The sequence below is a fragment of the Zoogloea sp. JDB1 genome (assembly GCF_056724025.1).
The window spans coordinates 672,605-690,823 of the sequence record NZ_CM161496.1; the positions used below are offsets into that span (position 1 = coordinate 672,605).

Sequence of the window (18,219 nt, forward strand, 5' to 3'; positions counted from 1 at the left end):
AAGTCCCTCCATCGCACCCACATCTCCCTCACCGCCACCGGAATCGGAAACAATACGCAGCCGCGGCTGCCATAAGGCCCCGCTCCCGGCGGAACCAAGGGAGGAACGGTGTTCCAATCGCTCACGTTAAGAAAACAATTGCTTCTCGTCGCCACGGTGGTGTGCGCCCTTTTCGTGGGCCTGGCCGTCCTCGTCTGGAGCGCGACGCAATCGATCATCGATGCCGCCCACGGCATGGCCCAGGGCAAGGACGTCATCGCCGATGTGCTGCCGCCGCCGCTGTACGTCATCGAGGCCCAGCTGACGGCCCTGCAGCTCGGGCAGGCCCAGGCGGGAGAGCGCCCTCCGCTGCTGGACAAGCTGACGACGCTCAAGCGCAAGTACGACGAACGCAACGCCTACTGGGCGGGGCAGGCCCTCACCCCGGAGCTGCGTGACGCATTGCTGGCAACCGAGAAGCACACCGCCGACGCCTACTGGCGCTTCCTGTTCGACGACTACGTCGCCGCCCTCCAGCGCGACGATACGGCAAAAGCCGTCGAACTCCAGCGGACACTGGTGGAGCGCTACGAAGCCCACCGGGCCGCCGTCGATGCGACGGTGAAGATCGCCTCGGCCTTCGCCGACCGGACCTCCAACAACCTTTATCTGACGGCAGGGCGCGTCCGCCTGCTGGTTGGCGTACTGACCCTCGGCGGCGTACTGCTGGCGGGCGGCCTGATGTTGCTCAGCGCCCGCGCCATCCTGCGTCGCCTTGGCGGCGAACCCATTGCGATGCAAAAGGTGGCCCGCCGGATCGCCATGGGTGACCTGGACACGGAAGTGGATATCGCCTATGGCGACGAGCAAAGCCTCGCTGCCTCCATCCTGCACATGAAGGACAGGCTGCGCGAATCGATCGCCCTGCTCGAACAGGAACGCCGGCAGCTGCGCACGCTGATCAACACCCTGCCCGATCTGGTCTGGCTGAAGGATCCTGAAGGCGTCTTCATCACCTGCAACAACAAGTTCGAACGTCTTCTCGGCGCCTCCGAAAGCGAAATCGTCGGCAAGACGGATCGCGACTTCCTCCCCGCCGAACAGGCCGACGCGTTCCGGCGCCACGACCTGCATGCCATCGAGACAAGACAGGCCTGCGTCAATGAAGAGACGGTGACCTACCGGGACGATGGCCACGAGGAAATGCTGGAGACGATCAAGACGCCGATGTACGACGACGCCGGCCACCTGGTCGGCGTGCTCGGCATCGCCCGCGACGTCACCCGCGCCCATCGCCTGATGGCGGAACTCGAGGCTGCGCGCCAGGACGCCCTCAAATCGAACACCGCCAAGAGCGCCTTCCTGGCCAACATGAGCCACGAGATCCGGACCCCGATGAACGCCATCATCGGCATGGCCGACCTGGCGCTGGCAACCCACCTGAGTCCCCGACAGGCCAACTACGTCGGCAAGATCAGGGCGGCCTCGGAGAACCTGCTCACCATCATCAACGACATCCTGGACTTCTCGAAGATCGAAGCGGGCAAGCTGGACCTCGAACACACCCCGTTCGTGCTGGAGACCGTCTTCGAACAACTGTCCGGCATCGTCGCCCTGCGCGCCGAGGAACAGGGCGTCGAACTGCACTACGACATCGACGACGACTCCCGCTTGCTCGAGGGCGACGCGCTGCGGCTCGGCCAGATCCTGACCAATCTGGTGTCGAACGCCCTCAAGTTCTCGACCGGCGGCAACGTGGTCGTGGCGGTGGAGACCGGCCCGACGGAACAGGACGCGGTCGAACTCCACTTCTCCGTCAGCGACGAAGGGATCGGCATCAGCGAGGAGCAGGTGGCACGCCTGTTCACGCCCTTCACCCAGGCCGACACCTCGACCACCCGCCGTTATGGCGGAACCGGCCTCGGCCTGGCCATCTGCCGCCAGCTCGTCGAAATCATGGGTGGCCGCATCTGGGTGGACAGCACCCTGGGCGCCGGCAGTACCTTCCACTTCACCGCCCGCTTCAAGGCGATCGGGCCCGATCGCCGGCGCGGCATCGGTGAATTCGGGCAACAGCTGGCGGCCCATGCCGCTCGCCCCGTGCTGGTGATCGACGACAACCCCGTAGCCCGGCACATCCACGCCCATCTGTGCCAGCAACTGGGCTTGCAGGTGGAACTCGCGGGCAGTGGCGACGAGGTCCTGGCCCGCATGGAATCAGCACCGCCGCCCGACTACCTGCTGTGTCTTGTGGACTGGCGCATGTCTGGGCTGGACGGCGTCGAAACGATCCGGCGCCTCAAATCGGTCTATCGCGACCACCGGATGAAATGTCCGCCGATGCTGCTGGCCACCGCCTTCAGCCATCACAAGGAACTCGACGCCATCGCCGACGAGATCGACGGTCTGCTGGCCAAGCCCGTCAGTGCCCGCCACCTGTACGTCGAGATCGCCAACAGCCTCGGCTTTCCGGACCAGGGCACCCCGGTGATCGAGCGGCGTGGCGCCACCACCCGACAATGGTCGCGTTTCCACGGGCTGGACGTCCTGATCGTCGAGGACGTGGAGATCAATCGGGAGATCATCGGCGAACTCCTCGGCAATGTGGGCCTGACGGTGCGCTTCGCGGCCAACGGCCAGCAAGCGCTGGCTGCCGTCGCCGCCGCACGGCCCGACCTGATCCTGATGGACGTGCAGATGCCGGTGATGGATGGCTTCGCCGCGACACGCCTGCTGCGGCAGCAAGCCGACTGCCGGGATCTGCCGATCATCGCCCTGACCGCCAACACCATGGCCGACGAGAAGGAAGCCTGCCGGCAAGCCGGCATGAACGCCCACGTGGCGAAACCGATCGACATGGATACGCTGTTCGACGAGATAGCCACCCACGTGCCAGCCGAACGCATCGCCGCCGCAGTGATCGTCGAGGAAGAACAGCCGGTCGCCGTCTATCCCGAACTGCCAGGGATCGACGTGGCAGTCGGCCTCACCTACATCAAGAAAGCAAAGTCGCTATACCGCCTGCTGGCCAAGTTCCGCGACACCCACGGCAAGACCTTCGAGCCCAGCTTTGCGCAGGCCATGGCGGCCAACGACTGGGGCAGCCAGATCCGGCTCGCCCACACCCTGAAAGGCATCGCCCGCACCCTGGGGGCTTACGATCTCGGCGAGGCGGCTGCCGCCCTGGAGGCCGCGGCGACCGACAAGGATCACGAAACTACCGCGGCACGCTTTGCACAGACCGTGGATCGGCTCCAGCACGTCACCGGCGGATTGCAGGGGGTGGAGGCGCTGATCACGGCATAGTTTCGTGAGGGGGCCCAGAGCGGCCCCCGGCATCCCCGGCGGCCTGCTCCAGCCAGCGGTCCAGCAGCGCGAACAGCACGTCCGGCGCCACCGGCTTGGCGATGAAGTCGTTCATGCCGGCTTCCAGGCAGCGCGCCTTGTCCTCGGCGAAGGCGTTGGCGGTGAGGGCCAGGATCGGCACGGCCTGCCGGCCGGGCAGCGCGCGGATGCGGCGCGTGGCTTCGAGGCCGTCCATGCCGGGCATCTGCATGTCCATCAGGATCAGCGCGTAATCGTTGGTGGTCGCCATGTTCAGGCCCTGCACGCCGTCCTCGGCGGCATCCACCAGCAGCCCCACATCACCGAGCAGGCTCAGCACGATCTCCCGGTTGACCGGCTCGTCCTCCACCAGCAGCACCCGTTGCCCCGCGTGGCGGCGCGCCAGACTCTGCTCCGCCGCCTCGGGCGCACCGGCCAACCCCGCCGACAGGTCCTGCCCCCCCTTGCGCAGGCGGGCGGTGAACCAGAAGGTGCTGCCCTGCCCGGGCACGCTGGTGGCGCCTGCATCGCCACCCATCAGCTGCGCGATCTTCTTCGTGACGGCCAGCCCGAGGCCGGTTCCTCCGTACTTGCGCGTCATGCTGTTGTCGGCCTGCTCGAAGACGTTGAACAGGCGCGGCATGGCCTCCGCAGCAATACCGATACCGCTGTCCTCGACGACGAAGCGCAGCACGACGCTGTCCGCCCCCTCCTCCAGCGTATCGACGCGCAGCGCGATGCCACCGGACTCGGTGAACTTCACCGCATTGTTGGCGTAGTTGAGCAGGGCCTGTTGCAGGCGGGTCGCGTCGCCGAGCAATACACAGGCCGGCAACTGGAGCTGCACATCGAGCCGCAACTGGCGCTCCTCCGCTTGCCCTCGAATCATGTCCACCACCGCAGCGACGATGCGCTCCACCTGCAGCGGCACCTCGTCCATGCTGAGTTTGCCGGCCTCGATCTTGGTCAGCTCCAGCACCGCATTGATGATGTGCAGCAGGTGCACGCCCGCCGCCTCCAGCTTGCCGAGCTGCTGGGTCTGGCGCACGTTCAGGCCGCCGCGCCGCAGCAGGTGGGCCATGCCGATGATGGCATTGAGCGGCGTGCGGATCTCGTGGGACATATTGGCCAGGAAGGCGCTCTTGGCCAGGTTGGCCCCCTCCGCCGCCCGCGTGGCCTGCAGCAGTTCACCGGTGCGCCGGGCCACCGTGTATTCCAGGTCCTGCCGATAGCGGATCTGCCGCCACAAGAGCATCCCAAGCAGGGCCAGACAGGCCAGCGTGGACACTGTCGAGATCAATGCCGTACGCCGCCACTCGGCGAGGAAGTCGCTCGTCGCCAGCCCCACCGCCACATAGAAAGGATAGACACCAACGCGCTTGTACGCGTAGATGCGCTCCTGCCCGTCGAGCGCCGCCTGGAAACGGATGATCCCCTCCCGGTCGCCCTGCTTGATGCGCATGTGCATCGGGTTGTTGATGATCGCCTGATTGACCGCTTCCGGGCGCGGCGGGATGCGCATCACCAGCCGCGCATCGTCGCTGCGCCGCCAGGTGACGGCACCGTGCTTGCCGAGGTCGATGGCGTTCACCAGCGTGGACAGGTAATCCAGTTCGAGCGGCGCCATTGCCGCCCCGACGAAGCGCCCCTGGGCATCGCGGATCGGCAGCGCGGATCGGCAGCGCGGCGAAGAGCTGCGGCCGATGGCTGATGCGTCCGACGCTGACCTCGGAAAAAAACAGCGGATGATCCGGCTGCTGCTTGAGGATCTCGAAATAGCTGCGTTCCCGCGCACTGGGTGGCGTACCCGTAGCAATACCCTCAGAGAGGTACAGCACGTTGCCATCCCGGTCGATCAGGCGCAGCCCGCTGATCTCTGGAAAGCGCTGGGCCCACGCGACGAGCTTGCGGTGCAGGTCCGGCGCATGGCGCTCCCGGGCAGCCAGATCGAGGGCCTCGACGGGGACTTCCTCCGCCAGCGCCGCGAGGGTCGTCTCGGTACGCCGCAGGGACACATCCAGCCGCGCCTCAAGTATCTCGACGAGATTGCGCGCATTGGCAGTCGCCAGCCGGATCTGGCCCTGGTAGCCCTCCGCCAGAAAGAAACCGAGCAACACCAGCACCGCGACAGCGAACAACAGGAAACCGCCAAGGGACTTGCAGCTGGACAGCCTGGATGCGGCTCTTGGACTTTCACACTTCGGCTGCTTGGACAACGACTGGAAAGTCCGCATGGGGATCGACTGGGCCTCGGAATCTCGGGATCAAAATGCCGACCGATCATAACGCCCCGGTCATCCCCTTGCACGCCACCGCGCCGCGCGTATCCATTGTTAACCCGCCGATATCGAACATTTGGCCGGCCATGTCCATCTCGCAGCCGTGCACGTTCAACATTGGCGCGTGCACGATCAACTCAGCCGGCCCGAAGTTCTTCGTGCACGCGTGCACGAAGAACTTCACCCGGTGCACGATGAACATTCCCGCACGAAAGATGAACTACGCGCCGTGCACGAAGACCTTTCACCCGTGCACGGTCTTGTTCACGGCGGCAAAGTTGATCGTGCACCGGTGTGAGAAGACCGTGCACGCGTGCACGAAGATATCTGGCCGGCGCAGTGGAAGCCGGGCGATAGTGCATGCTAACTTCCGCCCCCCGTTCAATCGCTCCACCACCATGGCCCCGTCCGCCGCCCTGCTACCGCCCGTCGTCGCCCAGCGCCTGCGCGACTTCGCCGGCGGCGCGCCCTTGCGCATCCGCCACCGGGGCGCCGGCGAAGCCGGCAGCGACGTGTATTGCCACGCGGTGGTGCGCGACACGGTGGCGGCGGAGGGCGGACGCCAGTGTTTCGGCTGGCTGCACAGCCTGCCGAAACACGCCGGGCCGCAGCAGGGCGCCCACGGCTTCACCTTCCATTCCGTGTGGCTGGCGCCGGACGGGCAGCTGGTGGACGTGGCGCCCCACGCCTTCTCGCGGGATGGCTGGAGCGTCTTCGTCCCGGACCGCCGGCGGCGTTACGACTTCGCGCAGGACATGGGCTACAACGCGCTGGTCATTTACACGGACACTCGCGTCAGCGACTACGCACGCAAGCTCAGCGGCCTACCGGTGGCGCCCGGCGAGCTGTACTGGACGTCCCACCTCTACCTGTTGCCGGTGACCACCTACGAGGGACGCTTCCGCCGCGCTTCGCGCTACCTGTCCGAGATCGAGCGGCGCTACGGCCTGCGCAGCGACGGCAAGCGCCTCGTCGGGCTGGAAGGGCTGAACCGCAGCCAACGCATCGAACTGGCCTTCAACTACGGCGTGTATTGAGCTGCGCTGCCGCGCATCCCGATGCCGGAACGGCCAAGCGGTTGACCTGGCGCAAACAAAGTCGGATTGCCATCGTTCCGACACCATCCCGTTACCGTACTGTCATCCTGCGTGCGCAGAGTGCCCCCATCCAAACCACGAGAGGGCGGCCAGATGCATGATTTCCTTGAAAAACTGCGCACACTGCGGTGGGACGACCACCGCTACTACCACCAGTGCCGGATCAACCAGACCCTGCACCTGATCAGCGCCTTCAGCTTCCTATGCGCCTACGGCCTGCTCTTCGTCGATCCGGCCATGGCGGGCCTGGTGGGCTGGCTGGTGGGCATGGTGTCGCGCCAGTCGGGGCACATCTTCTTCGAGCCGCGGGAGTTCGACCGGGTGAACAACACCAGCTACGACTACAAGGAATCGATCAAGGTCGGCTACAACATGCGCCGCAAGGGCGTCCTGATCGGCATCTGGCTGAGCATCCCGGCCCTGCTCTACGTACAGCCGACGCTGTTCGGGCTGTTCGACGCGCAGGCTGCCTTCCTGCACAAGCTCGGCCTGGTGTGGCTGGGGCTGGGCATCGGCGGGCTGCTGTTCCGCACCGTGCATCTGTTCTTCCTGCGCAGCCCGGCGTGGGGCCTGGCCTGGATGTGCAAGATCCTCACCGATCCCTTCCACAACGTGGACATCTACTGGAAGTCGCCGGTGTGGCTGCTGCGCGGCCAGCGCCTCGACCCGCTCGAGCACGATCTGGAAGAAGCGGCGGCCTGAGCCGCCCGTAACACCCAATCGGCGGGACGCAAGCGAGACGCGCGCCCCGCCGATCGTCTTACAGCACCTGTACCTCGATACGCCGCGGCTGGGCGTGCTCGGCCTTGGGGATGCGCAGGGTCAGCACGCCGTGCTCGAAGCTGGCCTTCACCTTGCCGGCGTCGAGCTCCTTCGACAGCGTGAATTGGCGGTGGTAGCGCGGCAGGCCCACTTCGGTGTGGGTCAGCTCCATGCCTTCCGGCGCCTCCAGCACCACTTCGCCGTCGATGGTCAGCACGTCGGCTTCCACGTGCAGGTTGAGGCGCTCCTTCGACACGCCCGGCAGATCGGCGTACAGCGTGATGCCGCTGGCGTCCTCCACCACATCGACGGGGGGCAGCAGCGCGGCGTCCTCACGGCGCGCATCGGCGGTCTTGGGGGCTTCGTTCTTGTCGCTCATGGTCTGTCCTCCGGAGGCTTACTGGATGCTGATGCGGCGCGGCTGGGTTTCTTCGCGGCGCTGCACGCTGACGTGCAACACGCCGTCGCGGTACTTGGCGACGATGGAATTGGGGTCGATGTCGTCGGGCAGGGACACCACGCGGCGGAAACGCCCGGCGAAGCGCTCGCCGATATGCACGGTGGCCTGCTCGGAGACGGCCGGCGCCTTGCGCTCGCCGGCAATGGTCAGGATGCCCTTCTCGAGCTGCACGTCCAGCGTGGCCGGGTCGAGGCCCGGCGCGAAGGCGTAGATCTCCACGGCATTCGGTGTGCCGCCCACGTTGAGGGCGGGGTAACCGCGCTTCTGGCCGCGAATGCTCGGCCCCGGTTCGACGGTCTGCGGCACCTCCCGCTGCAGCCGCTCGAGTTCGGCGAGCAGATCGCGGGGGAACATGGATCGGTAGTACATGCGAGCCTCCTGGAAGTAGGGGAAAAGCGGCGCCGGGCGCCCATGCCCCCATAGCTGAGTGCGCACCATGCCGATTTCAAGGCCTTGAAGTTGACGCCCGCATCCCCCATCTTTCGCGCTAGCGCGTGCGAGCCGAGCCGGCCCTCACGTTCCGTGACAGGTCACAGCGACGGGCAGCCAGCATGCGATACGACGACGATCCCCTCCGCCAGCAGCAGCGCTTCGTGCAGCGCTGGCTCATCATCACCGCCTGCGTGGGCGCGCTGATGCTGCTGTGGCATTTCCTGCCGGCGCTGGAGTCGGCCTTCAGCCCCCAACAGGCCAGCGAGCGCGTCGTGACGCCGCGCGGCGACTTGGCCGCCGACGAGAAATCGACCATCGAGCTGTTCGAGCGCTCCCGCAATTCGGTGGTGTACATCACCACTTCGCAGCTGGTGCGCGACAACTGGACCCGCAACGTGATGTCGGTGCCGCGCGGCACCGGTTCGGGCTTCATCTGGGACGACGCGGGCCACGTGGTGACCAATTTCCACGTCATCCGCGGCGCCTCACAGGCCACCGTGCGCCTTGCCGACGGACGCGACTACCAGGCGGCGCTGGTGGGTGCCAGCCCAGCCCACGACATCGCGGTGCTGCGCATCGGCGTCGGCTTCAAGCGCCCACCGCCGGTGCCGGTAGGCACCAGCGCGGACCTGAAGGTCGGGCAGAAGGTCTTCGCCATCGGCAATCCCTTCGGCCTGGACTGGACGCTGACCACCGGCATCGTGTCGGCGCTGGACCGCAGCCTGCAGGGCGACGACGAGGGACCGTCGATCGAGCATCTGATCCAGACCGACGCAGCGATCAACCCCGGCAACTCAGGCGGCCCGCTGCTCGACTCGGCCGGCCGCCTGATCGGCATCAACACGGCGATCTACAGTCCATCCGGCACTTCGGCGGGCATCGGCTTCTCGATCCCGGTGGATACGGTGATGCGCGTGGTGCCGCAGCTGATCCGCAGCGGCAAGTACCTGCGTCCGGCGCTCGGCGTGGAGCTCGACGAGGACCTCAACCAGCGCCTCTCCCGCGGACTGGGCGTCGAAGGGGTGGTGATCCTGCGCGTGCCGCGCGGCTCGGCGGCCCACCAGGCCGGGCTGCGGGGCATCACGCAGAACCCGGACGGCAGTCTGGTGCCGGGCGACATCATCGTCGCGGTGGAAGGCAAGCCAGTGGATTCGGTGGCCCGCCTGGCGGCGCGCCTCGACGACTTCAAGGTCGGCGACAGCGTGTCGATCGAGATCCTGCGCGGCCGCAACCGCCAGACGGTGACGGTCACGCTGCAGCCGGGCAGCTGAGCGTCCGCAAAAAAATCGGGGGCCGCAGCCCCCGTGTCGATTACAGCTCGGTGAACAGCGCCGCGTCGGGCAGGCGCGACTTGGGCAGCTTGGCGTTGAAGTCGTCCGCGCCGCTGTAGCCGAGGGCCACCAGCACCACGCCGGTGAGGCCGCGCTCGGCGAGGCCGAGGGCCTCGTCCAGCGCCTTGGCGTCGAAGCCTTCCATCGGACAGGCGTCGATGTCCAGCGCCGCGGCGCCGAGCAGCAGGGTGCCGAGGGCGATGTAGACCTGGCGCTCGATCCAGCTGCGCTCGTCCTGCAGCTCGGTCTGATGCAGGTTCACGTAGAAACGCCGGCTCTTGTCCTGGTTGGCCCTGGCCTCGTCGGTGGCGAAACGGCCATCGGCCTGCTCGGCGTCGAGCACCGCCGACAGGTGGGCGTCGTCCAGCGTCGTACGGGCGCACAGCACGACCACGTGGGAGGCCTTGCGGACCTTCGGCTCGTTGTACGCGAAGCCGCCCTGGGTAGCCCGCGCGACGCGGGCCTTGGCCTCCGGCGTGGCGGCGATGACGAAATGCCAGGGCTGGGAATTGACCGACGACGGGGCGTTGCGCAGCAGCACGCGCAGCTGCTCGACGAGGTTCTCGGGGATCTGACGGTCGGCGTCGAAGGCCTTGGTGGTGTGGCGGGTCTGGGTGATGCGGGCGATATCCATGAGCGTGCGGGTCCTTGCGTTCTCGGTTGTCGGACAGCGCGCCGCCACTGTGCGGGAGGGCGTTTGCGGCGCTGCCGCATTGTAGAGGGCGACACGCTGCGGAAAGTTCATGGACGACACGCACGGGAGGGGAGCCGACTTGCCGTGGGGGACTCGTAGCGGTTGGCGGCCAGACTGTGGGGGCGAATTCATTCGCCCCCACAAGGTTCACTGCCCCTTGAACCGGTAGCCCGCTCAGCCCAGGCGGTGCTCGATGACGTAACGTGTCAATTCCGCGTTCGACTGCAAGTCGAGCTTCTCGAGGATGCGGGCCCGATAGGTGCTCACCGTCTTCACGCTGACATGGAGACTCTCGCCGATCTTGGTTAGCGACGTTCCCCGGCTGAGCATCAACAGGACTTCGGCCTCCCGCCGGGACAGGGCTTCGTGGGGCATCCGCCGGCCTGTCGGCGCAACCCCCGCCAGCAGCTTCTCGGCCAGAGTCGGACTGACGTAGCGGGCACCGCTGATCACCGTGCGGATCGCGGTCAGGATATGGCTGGGCCGGCTATCCTTGTTGAGATAACCCGAGGCGCCGGCTTCAAGGGACGGGATGGCGAACTCGTCCTCCGAAAACATGCTGAAGATCAGCACCGGCAGATCCGGGCGCAAGCGCTTGATTTGCTTGAGCACCTCCAGGCCGCTCAAGTCCGGTAACGCAATATCCAGCAGAACCAAGCTCCAGTCGGACTCTTGCACCAGGACCACCGCCTCGGCTCCGGTCGCCGCCTCCGCGGTAATTTCCAGGTCCTCGGTATCGGCCAGAAATTGCCGCAGCCCCCCTCGAACCACCGCATGGTCATCGACTATCAATATCGTCGCCATCGTCAGCCCTCCTGTTGTCGGTCCGATCTTCCAGCGGAATGTGCAGTGTCACCAGCGTCCCTTCGCCCGCCGTGCCCTGAATGGACAGCCATCCCCCCAAATGCCGGGCCCTCTCGTGCATCCCGATCAAGCCGAAGGAATCACGCTTGCGCCAATCGCTCTCGACGGTGCCGACACCATCGTCGCGCACATCGACGATCAGATAGTCCCCATGCTTGCGCATCGCAATGGTGACCTTGGTGGCCTGCGCGTGCTTGGCGACATTGGTCAACGCCTCCTGAACGATGCGAAAGACGGCGATATCGCGCATCGGCGAAAGCCGGAGGTAGCTTGGCATGTGCAGCTCTATCGCAATTCCGGTCATGCGTGAGAACTCTGCCGTATACCAGTTTACCGTGGCGATCAAACCAAGGGTGTCGAGCGTCGCCGGCCGCAAACCTGCGGAAATGCGCTTCACCGTCGTCAGCGCGGCATCGACCTGCGAAAGCAACTGATCGAAGCGGGCCTGCAGCGGCGCGGCAAGGGTCAGGCTATCGACTGTCGTGGCCAGGCCGAGCTTGAGCATGGTCAGCGTACCGCCGAGTTCGTCGTGCACCTCACGGGCGATCTTCGCATTCTGTTCCTCGCGTACGGTCTCCAGATGGGCCGCCAGTCCCTTGAGGCGCGTGGCGCTCTTGGCCTGCTTTTGGATCAGCAGCTTGCGTTCGGTGATGTCCTTGTGCACGGCCACCATACGCACGGGCCCGGCCCCCTGAAAACAGCTCAGACTCAGCACAAACCAGCGTCGCTCACTCGGGGAATCGCACGCGTATTCAATCGAGAAATCCTTTCGCCGCCCTGCAATGGCGGCACGAATTGCGGTAGCCACCTTGGCGGCCGAACCCTCGACACACGCAGCCGCGTCACAGATCGCCAGATAATTGGCCCCCTCGCTCATCAGTTCGGGCTGACCGCCATTGGCCAGGGAAAACTCGCGCCAGGCCCGGTTCACCGCAATGATGGAGCCGTCGGCTTCCATGACGCACAGCGACGAATTGAGTGCGTCGATGGTGCCACGCGTCAAACGTTCGGATTCGAGCAAAGCCCGAGCCCGCTCCTCTGCCTCGAAGGTCCGCTCGGCCACCTTCTCCTCGAGCGTGTCGTTCAAACGCATGAGCGCGGCTTCCGCATCCTTGCGCGCGCTGATGTCCGTCAGGCTGCCGACCACGCGCACCACCCGCCCGGAGCCGTCACGGATGATGCGGGCACGATCGGAAATATGCACCCAGTGCCCGTCGCTGTGTCGCATGCGGTATTCCATCTGCACGCGGTCACGGCGCGCTCTTATGCAGCGGACGACCTCGGCCCGGATCTGGCGCAGATCTTCCGGATTGACCCTCATCCGCCACCAGTGCCGACCGAATTGTGATTCAGCGGCATTTCTTCCGAAAACACGGTGGAGCCCGACCGAGCAATAGGCCGAATCGGCGTGTCGATCCCAATCGTAAACCAGGCCGGATACCGCCTCCATGGCCAGCCGGAAGCGCGACTCACTGGTTTCAAGGGCCGCATCGGTGCGCTTGCGCTCGGTAATGTCCTGGGTGCTGCCGACCCCCGCGAGCAACTTGCCATGGGCGTCGAACTGAAGTTCGACCCGTTCACGCACCCACCTGACCTCGCCGTTTGCGATGACCCGGTGTTCGATGCAGTAAGGCTCCCCGCGCATGGCGGCGTGCCAGGATTCATCGACGAAGGCCCTGTCGGCGGGATGAATCGCCGACAGGAAGGTTTCGTAGGTCAGCGGCCCACCCTTCGGAACACCGAAGATCCGATGGTTTTCATCGGACCAGCGCAGTTCGTTGCTCCGGACATCCAGCCGCCAACTACCGGTTTGGGCAACGGTCTGGGCGAGTTGCAGATCCTGCTCGCTATCGCGCAGCGACTGTTCAACCTGCTTGAGACGACTGATGTCGAGGTGGATGCCTGCCCAGTGCGTGATCTCGCCGCGCTCGTTGCGTACCGGCACGCCTCGTGCCAGCACCGCATGCCAGGCACCATCGACCCCACGGACGCGATATTCGGCATCCCAGTTCGCACCGCTGCGAACACTCTCCATCCACGCGCCGAAGGCGCGCACCGCATCGTCGGGATGCACTACGGACACCCAGCCGAAATCCGCGCATTGTTCCTGGCTCAATCCGACCAGCTTGAGAAAGGACTCGCTGGTATAGCGGTTCCGGCCGGCGGGATCGGCCACCCAAACGCCATAGTCGATCGACTCGCCGATGGCGCGATAGAGCCGCTCGCTGTCGCGCAACGCGGTTTCCATCCGCTTGCGTTCAGTGATGTCCCTGAGGAAGCCGTGCCAGAGGATGCTTCCGTCCGGCTCGCACTGGGGCATGGAGTGACCTTCGATCCACAGTTCGCCTTTACTCGGATGGTGGACGCGGTACTCGGCCCGCCAGGCCGTCATGGTCCTGGCCGACGCCTCGATGGTTTCGCTTACATGGTCGAGGTCGCCGGGGTGAATCCGGTTGAGGATCGGGGTCGCGTCCTCGCATACGTCCTCGGGCTCGAGCCCGTAGATTGTTTCCAGTTCGGCACTGGCATAAGGCATGCTGACCGAACCATCCGGCCGCAACCTGAACGAGCAGATCACGCCCGGTACCGTCGCGGCGGTCTTCATCAGGCGGCCCTGCAATTCGAGCTTCTCGCCCATCACCGCCTCGGCCTCTTTGCGGACCGTGATGTCCTGGATCACCGCCAGCACGCGCAACACCCGGCCCTGATCGTCGCGGAGAGGCGTCATCTGGACATTTACCCAGACGATCCCGCCGGTCTTGCGGACACAGCGCTTGTCGATGTTGAGGCCGTCTGCTTGGCCGGCAATCGCGTCGCGGTAGCTTTGCCAGCTGGCAGTGCGATCGTCCGGATGCGTAATATCGATGAAGGATTTTGTCAGCAGCTCGTCCGCGTCGTAGCCGGTGATGTCACACAGCTTGCGGTTCACCCGCAGCAGGCGGCCCGTCTCCGGATCGGCTTGGGCACTGCCCACCATCGACAGATCGAACATGCTGCGGAATTCCGCTTCACTGCGATACAAAGCCGCTTCCGTGGCCTTGCGCGCGCTGATGTCGCTCAGCGCGATACGGAGTTCCGGCACACCGGCGGCGTCCCATGCGGCGCTGGCCTCCAGGTGAGCCCAGAACTGGCTACCGTCGTGCCTGAGCATCCTCAGCTCGAACTCCTGAAGCTCCCGATTTTCCGCGAGCGATCTATGGCGCAGGGAAAAGGCTTCCCGGTCTTCCTTGGCGATGAACCGGGAAATCCGCTGCTGTACCAAAGCCTCCCTGCCGACACCCAGCAGTTTGGCGACACGGATATTGCCCTGCAGTATCAGCCCCCGCTCATTGAGCGTCAGGAAACCCACCGGCGCCAGTTCGTAAAGTTCGGAATAGCGTGCGCGCACGGCCTCAAGCTCGAGATGCGTTCGACGCAGTTCGTCGTTCTGCAGCTCCAGTTCGATCTGGTGCACCTGCAATTCATGCACAAGGCGCAGCGAGTCGGCCGGCCCAGCAGGCGGCTGACTGTGTTTATCCTTGTCGGTCATTCGGCCCGTCCATCGTTCACACCGGCGGCAATTGTGGTGCTCATTCTCCTTCACCCTGCAGCCGGAAGTGGAGTGCCGTGCGCGTCAGACCGGGCTTGCTCCTTGATGCACCACCACCTGGTTGCGTCCCTGGCGCTTGGCGGCATAGCACGCCGCATCGGCGGCCTTGAGCAGATCCGTCTTGTTGGTCACGCTTTCATCGATGTGCGTTACCCCGATACTGACGCCCACATGGAAGCATTCATCTTCCCAATGAAATGACAAACCGGCGATCGCCTCACACAAGCCCATGGCGATGCTCTTTGCGTCGTCACGGGTGCAGCCACGCAGAATGAGGGCGAATTCGTCACCACCCATGCGGCAAATCAGATCCTGGGCACGCAATCGATGCTGGATCAACACCGCAATTTCGCACAGCAATGCGTCCCCCGCCGCATGGCCGCCTGCATCGTTGACGAGCTTGAAGTTATCGAGATCCATGAAGCACAGGGCACTCTGGTCGGCGGCGCGCCGCGAAGCCAACATGACCTCGTCCAGCGCTTCTTCAAATGCCCGCCGATTCGACAGGCCGGTCAGTGGATCATGGCGCGCCTGATAGGCCAGGATGCTGGTCGTTTCTTCGATTCTCCTGTGCATCGTCCACCGCAGGTTGGCGATGGCCCGGCCCAGGGCGTTCACGTCATCCTGCAGGGTCTGTAGCTCGGGACTGACGGCGTCAATGGGAACACTCACATCGACATCCCCCATCAGCATGCGGCGCATTGCACGGGTCAGCTGGGCAACCGGGTCACCCACCTGGCGGGCCAGGCGCAATGCAGAGTAAGCACTGAAAATCAGCGTCGCCAATGCAAGCAGCAGGAACAGCAGCATGGCACTGTTTTCACGCTGGGCACTGGCACTGGTATCGAGTTCCACATAGACCCAGCCCATGGTGTCCGGTGCGCGCGTGGCAGCGGCCGACGTGTCCTCCGCCACGATCTCGTCGAGCACAACAGGCGTGGTCGTCACCGGCGCAGCGAAGGACATGCGCCCGTTCCGTTCTTCCATGAAGCGCGCCCGAGTTGCGGTAACAAGCAGACGCGGTGCGGCAACTTCCGGGCGCCCCCCTTCGACGATCACCTCGCCGGCGTGGTTGTATATGACCACCGCCGCCACGTCGTGCTGATCGAGCACGGTCTGCAACAGGTAATTGAGATGCGGCGGGCTGCGGACGGCAATGCCGAACTCGGCGGCCGGCGCCAGCAATTGGACAATGGCCTGGCCACGCTCCTTGGCCGCATCTTCGAAGCTGCGGCTATAGGCATCGCCCGTCAGACGGAAGAGCAGGAGAATTGCGACCGCCAGCAAAAAAAAGGGCGTCAGGGCGACCCGCAGAAGGTGCTGCTTCAGCGACAGACCGCGGAACCATTGCGCAATGGAGTCCCGCAAGGGATGCAGCCATTTCCCACCGCGAACGGAGTTGAACGGTTCCATCGCCGGCATCGATTTCTGTCGCATCTCCAAAGCGCCGCTGTCAGACACCCGGAGCGCCGCTAAATTGACTCGGGGATGCCCTGCTCCGATCCGTTGAACAAGGGATGGCATCGTCCGACCATCAATGACGTCCAACCCCGCCGCGTCACCGGGTCCGGATGAAAGCCCCAATGACACGACGGCGCATGGCGAGCACGACTAAGCCGTCTTTCTGGCCGCCTTGGTGGCGGTATTGGCAGCCGTCTGCCCAAGATGCGTCGCGACCATCAAACTGGACTCGGTAATCTGGCGTGAGGTATCGACGATCTTCTCGTAGGTCGTACCGGCGGTACTCAATGCCGACGTCAGCCAATCCGCTAATTTGGCGTTATCCAGCGGATGCTGCTGAAGCAAGGCCTCGAATTCAGCGATGAAGTTCTTGGCGATCTCTTCCGCACTCTGCGCCCCCACCTTGAACACTTCAGCTTGCGTCGTAGTGCAGATATCGCCGATTTCGCTGAAATATTCGCTCGAGCGTTCGAGGTACCGGGCATAGGCGCCGGCCAGATCATGAAGATCCAGCCCATCTTTGCGATGCCCACCGGCTTCGGCAAATGCACGGACGAATTCACTGTTGCGAGAATAGATTTGCTGGACCGCATTCAGCGAAATCTCGTAAATCGACTTGAAAGCAGCGCCGCTCATGGTCGCCGTGTCGACGACCTTTTGCAGATTGGTAGCAGAACTCATGTGAGACCTCCTTTGTTGTAATAAAGAAATTCATTTCCCGAGGGGCGCGACCGCCCGATGACCCAATGCCCTATCCTCACGGGATCGAATCCGACTCCAGCAATCCCAAGGCACAAGCACTTGTACGGATGAAATCCGCAACATGGGGATGGATATAGGGACCAAATGCACGCGGGGCTCTTTCTTTCTGCTTCTTCTGCCTCCTCGGCAAAAAGAAGTAATACCCGTCAAATGCGAAAACTTTGTGATCGGCAGGCAATTTGTCAACCAGTTGGAACATGGCGACATGCCCGGTCGGTCTCCTGATGACCTGGACTGGTGCTGCATGCAAGGCTGTCTCCTCCACTCATTGCATTTTTTGACCATACCGCGCCCTGAATAAACGAGTTCCACACCCCGGCTTTCTACGAAACCATTCATGGGCTGCGGCTGTTTATTCACGAGCTTGATAGTCCCATTCATCTGGCTGGCCGTCTGTCGGTGCCCTGCTCTACACATGACAGAACTCCCGAAGGCCAGGGTCGGATTTTTCCTACGCACACCATCGACACTGACGATCAATGTCCTGTGCGTTGCGCCCGGAGCCCTGACCGATGGGCTGTCATCGCCGTGCAATCTTGGGTACGCATGCTGACATGCGGAGTCTGGAGGCACGCCTGCCCCGACCAGGCGTGCAATTTCATGTGCCAAGCTGTGACGAGGTGACCGTGACGACCAAAGTCTATTGCTACCACTGCATGACCTACCACCCCCCCGAATCGATGCAGAAGATCATGACCCGCGCTGGTGAGCGCTGGCGCTGCATCCGTTCCATCAAAGCCGCGCAGAACAACATGGCAATGCGCGACGCCTTTGGGGAACACCAATCGGAACTCAATAAGGCCCGCGCCCGCTCAATCCAGGAAAGCACAATGCTCGGACGCCGCCTGAGCGGGCTCGCCTTGTAAGCAGTTCCCCGCCCTCACAGCGGGCCTTCCGCCCAGCTGCCGGCATCCCTTTCCGGAACGATGCCGGCAGTGATTTACCCTTCATCCATCCGGTGACCGCATGCTGCCTTCACGGCAAATAACATCATTTCCATTTTTATTCCATGCACGACGCGCTGTTGAACAAGCATCAGCCATGCTGGAATTGAAACAGCCCACCCGTCGCCTATTCACCGCTCACACAAGGGTGTCGGACTTATTCGGGCATCAGGTTCACGCCATTTTCCGTCAATCTCAGGCCACGCCTTTCGCTACGGAAAGCGGACTATCCGTCGGGACA

Annotated in this window: 15 protein-coding genes; 5 read left to right on the top strand and 10 right to left on the bottom strand. The window is 64.3% G+C overall.

Translation table 11 applies throughout. The annotated features are described in order from the left end of the window. The first annotated feature begins 138 nt into the window (after positions 1-138). A complete protein-coding gene (locus AC1PPK_RS02970; protein WP_481116364.1) occupies positions 139-3,285 on the top strand; it encodes a hybrid sensor histidine kinase/response regulator in 3,147 nt (1,048 codons plus the stop codon). Here the strand turns inward: AC1PPK_RS02970 and AC1PPK_RS02975 are convergent. Both AC1PPK_RS02975 and AC1PPK_RS02980 read right to left on the bottom strand, forming a co-directional pair. Further along, complete coding sequence (locus tag AC1PPK_RS02975) at positions 3,275-4,930, bottom strand: response regulator (RefSeq protein ID WP_481116365.1); 1,656 nt, start codon at positions 4,928-4,930, stop codon at positions 3,275-3,277. The two genes, AC1PPK_RS02970 and AC1PPK_RS02975, sit on opposite strands and share 11 nt — an antisense overlap. A gap of 653 nt (positions 4,931-5,583) precedes the next feature. After that, the gene (locus AC1PPK_RS02980) at positions 5,584-5,784 is read right to left on the bottom strand and encodes a hypothetical protein (protein ID WP_481116366.1); all 201 of its coding nucleotides are present in this window, start codon (positions 5,782-5,784) and stop codon (positions 5,584-5,586) included. A gap of 196 nt (positions 5,785-5,980) precedes the next feature. On the opposite strand from AC1PPK_RS02980, the gene AC1PPK_RS02985 reads away from it, so the two are divergent. After that, positions 5,981-6,619 carry a hypothetical protein gene (locus tag AC1PPK_RS02985; protein WP_481116367.1) on the top strand — a complete coding sequence of 213 codons (639 nt, stop codon included), beginning with the start codon at positions 5,981-5,983 and terminating at the stop codon, positions 6,617-6,619. Positions 6,620-6,772: 153 nt separating this feature from the next. Continuing rightward, positions 6,773-7,381, top strand: a complete 609-nt coding sequence (locus tag AC1PPK_RS02990; RefSeq protein WP_481116368.1) for a hypothetical protein — start codon at positions 6,773-6,775, stop codon at positions 7,379-7,381. 58 nt (positions 7,382-7,439) lie between these two features. On the opposite strand, the gene AC1PPK_RS02995 is transcribed toward AC1PPK_RS02990, so the two are convergent. Next, entirely contained in the window at positions 7,440-7,820 is a 381-nt protein-coding gene (locus tag AC1PPK_RS02995) for an Hsp20/alpha crystallin family protein (protein ID WP_481116369.1), read from the bottom strand. Between the two features lie 18 nt (positions 7,821-7,838). Next, complete coding sequence (locus AC1PPK_RS03000) at positions 7,839-8,270, bottom strand: Hsp20/alpha crystallin family protein (RefSeq protein WP_374479361.1); 432 nt, start codon at positions 8,268-8,270, stop codon at positions 7,839-7,841. 182 nt (positions 8,271-8,452) lie between these two features. On the opposite strand from AC1PPK_RS03000, the gene AC1PPK_RS03005 reads away from it, so the two are divergent. After that, positions 8,453-9,604 carry a S1C family serine protease gene (locus AC1PPK_RS03005; protein ID WP_481116370.1) on the top strand — a complete coding sequence of 384 codons (1,152 nt, stop codon included), beginning with the start codon at positions 8,453-8,455 and terminating at the stop codon, positions 9,602-9,604. Between the two features lie 40 nt (positions 9,605-9,644). Here the strand turns inward: AC1PPK_RS03005 and nfsB are convergent, their stop codons facing one another. The 6 genes from nfsB to AC1PPK_RS03035 form a co-directional block, all read right to left on the bottom strand. After that, positions 9,645-10,298 carry an oxygen-insensitive NAD(P)H nitroreductase gene (gene nfsB / locus AC1PPK_RS03010; RefSeq protein WP_481116371.1) on the bottom strand — a complete coding sequence of 218 codons (654 nt, stop codon included), beginning with the start codon at positions 10,296-10,298 and terminating at the stop codon, positions 9,645-9,647. Positions 10,299-10,532: 234 nt separating this feature from the next. Continuing rightward, complete coding sequence (locus AC1PPK_RS03015; protein ID WP_481116372.1) at positions 10,533-11,162, bottom strand: response regulator; 630 nt, start codon at positions 11,160-11,162, stop codon at positions 10,533-10,535. Then, the gene (locus AC1PPK_RS03020; protein ID WP_481116373.1) at positions 11,137-14,751 is read right to left on the bottom strand and encodes a PAS domain S-box protein; all 3,615 of its coding nucleotides are present in this window, start codon (positions 14,749-14,751) and stop codon (positions 11,137-11,139) included. The genes AC1PPK_RS03015 and AC1PPK_RS03020 overlap by 26 nt, the downstream gene beginning before the upstream one ends. Positions 14,752-14,835: 84 nt before the next feature. Next, on the bottom strand, positions 14,836-16,248 hold the full coding sequence (locus AC1PPK_RS03025; protein WP_481116374.1) for a sensor domain-containing diguanylate cyclase: 1,413 nt from the start codon (positions 16,246-16,248) through the stop codon (positions 14,836-14,838). 174 nt (positions 16,249-16,422) lie between these two features. Further along, positions 16,423-16,953 carry a hypothetical protein gene (locus AC1PPK_RS03030; RefSeq protein WP_481116375.1) on the bottom strand — a complete coding sequence of 177 codons (531 nt, stop codon included), beginning with the start codon at positions 16,951-16,953 and terminating at the stop codon, positions 16,423-16,425. 76 nt (positions 16,954-17,029) lie between these two features. Then, on the bottom strand, positions 17,030-17,284 hold the full coding sequence (locus tag AC1PPK_RS03035; RefSeq protein WP_481116376.1) for a hypothetical protein: 255 nt from the start codon (positions 17,282-17,284) through the stop codon (positions 17,030-17,032). 376 nt (positions 17,285-17,660) lie between these two features. Between AC1PPK_RS03035 and AC1PPK_RS03040 the strand changes: the two genes are divergently transcribed. Beyond that, entirely contained in the window at positions 17,661-17,900 is a 240-nt protein-coding gene (locus AC1PPK_RS03040) for a hypothetical protein (protein WP_481116377.1), read from the top strand. Positions 17,901-18,219 lie beyond the last annotated feature (319 nt).

Coding starts and splice junctions, on each gene's coding strand:
- AC1PPK_RS02975 (WP_481116365.1), bottom strand. CDS start 4,930: ATGGCGCCGCTCGAACTGGATTACCTGTCCACGCTGGTGAACGCCATC.
- AC1PPK_RS02980 (WP_481116366.1), bottom strand. CDS start 5,784: ATGTTCATCGTGCACCGGGTGAAGTTCTTCGTGCACGCGTGCACGAAG.
- AC1PPK_RS02985 (WP_481116367.1), top strand. CDS start 5,981: ATGGCCCCGTCCGCCGCCCTGCTACCGCCCGTCGTCGCCCAGCGCCTG.
- AC1PPK_RS02990 (WP_481116368.1), top strand. CDS start 6,773: ATGCATGATTTCCTTGAAAAACTGCGCACACTGCGGTGGGACGACCAC.
- AC1PPK_RS02995 (WP_481116369.1), bottom strand. CDS start 7,820: ATGAGCGACAAGAACGAAGCCCCCAAGACCGCCGATGCGCGCCGTGAG.
- AC1PPK_RS03000 (WP_374479361.1), bottom strand. CDS start 8,270: ATGTACTACCGATCCATGTTCCCCCGCGATCTGCTCGCCGAACTCGAG.
- AC1PPK_RS03005 (WP_481116370.1), top strand. CDS start 8,453: ATGCGATACGACGACGATCCCCTCCGCCAGCAGCAGCGCTTCGTGCAG.
- nfsB (WP_481116371.1), bottom strand. CDS start 10,298: ATGGATATCGCCCGCATCACCCAGACCCGCCACACCACCAAGGCCTTC.
- AC1PPK_RS03015 (WP_481116372.1), bottom strand. CDS start 11,162: ATGGCGACGATATTGATAGTCGATGACCATGCGGTGGTTCGAGGGGGG.
- AC1PPK_RS03020 (WP_481116373.1), bottom strand. CDS start 14,751: ATGACCGACAAGGATAAACACAGTCAGCCGCCTGCTGGGCCGGCCGAC.
- AC1PPK_RS03025 (WP_481116374.1), bottom strand. CDS start 16,248: ATGCGACAGAAATCGATGCCGGCGATGGAACCGTTCAACTCCGTTCGC.
- AC1PPK_RS03030 (WP_481116375.1), bottom strand. CDS start 16,953: ATGAGTTCTGCTACCAATCTGCAAAAGGTCGTCGACACGGCGACCATG.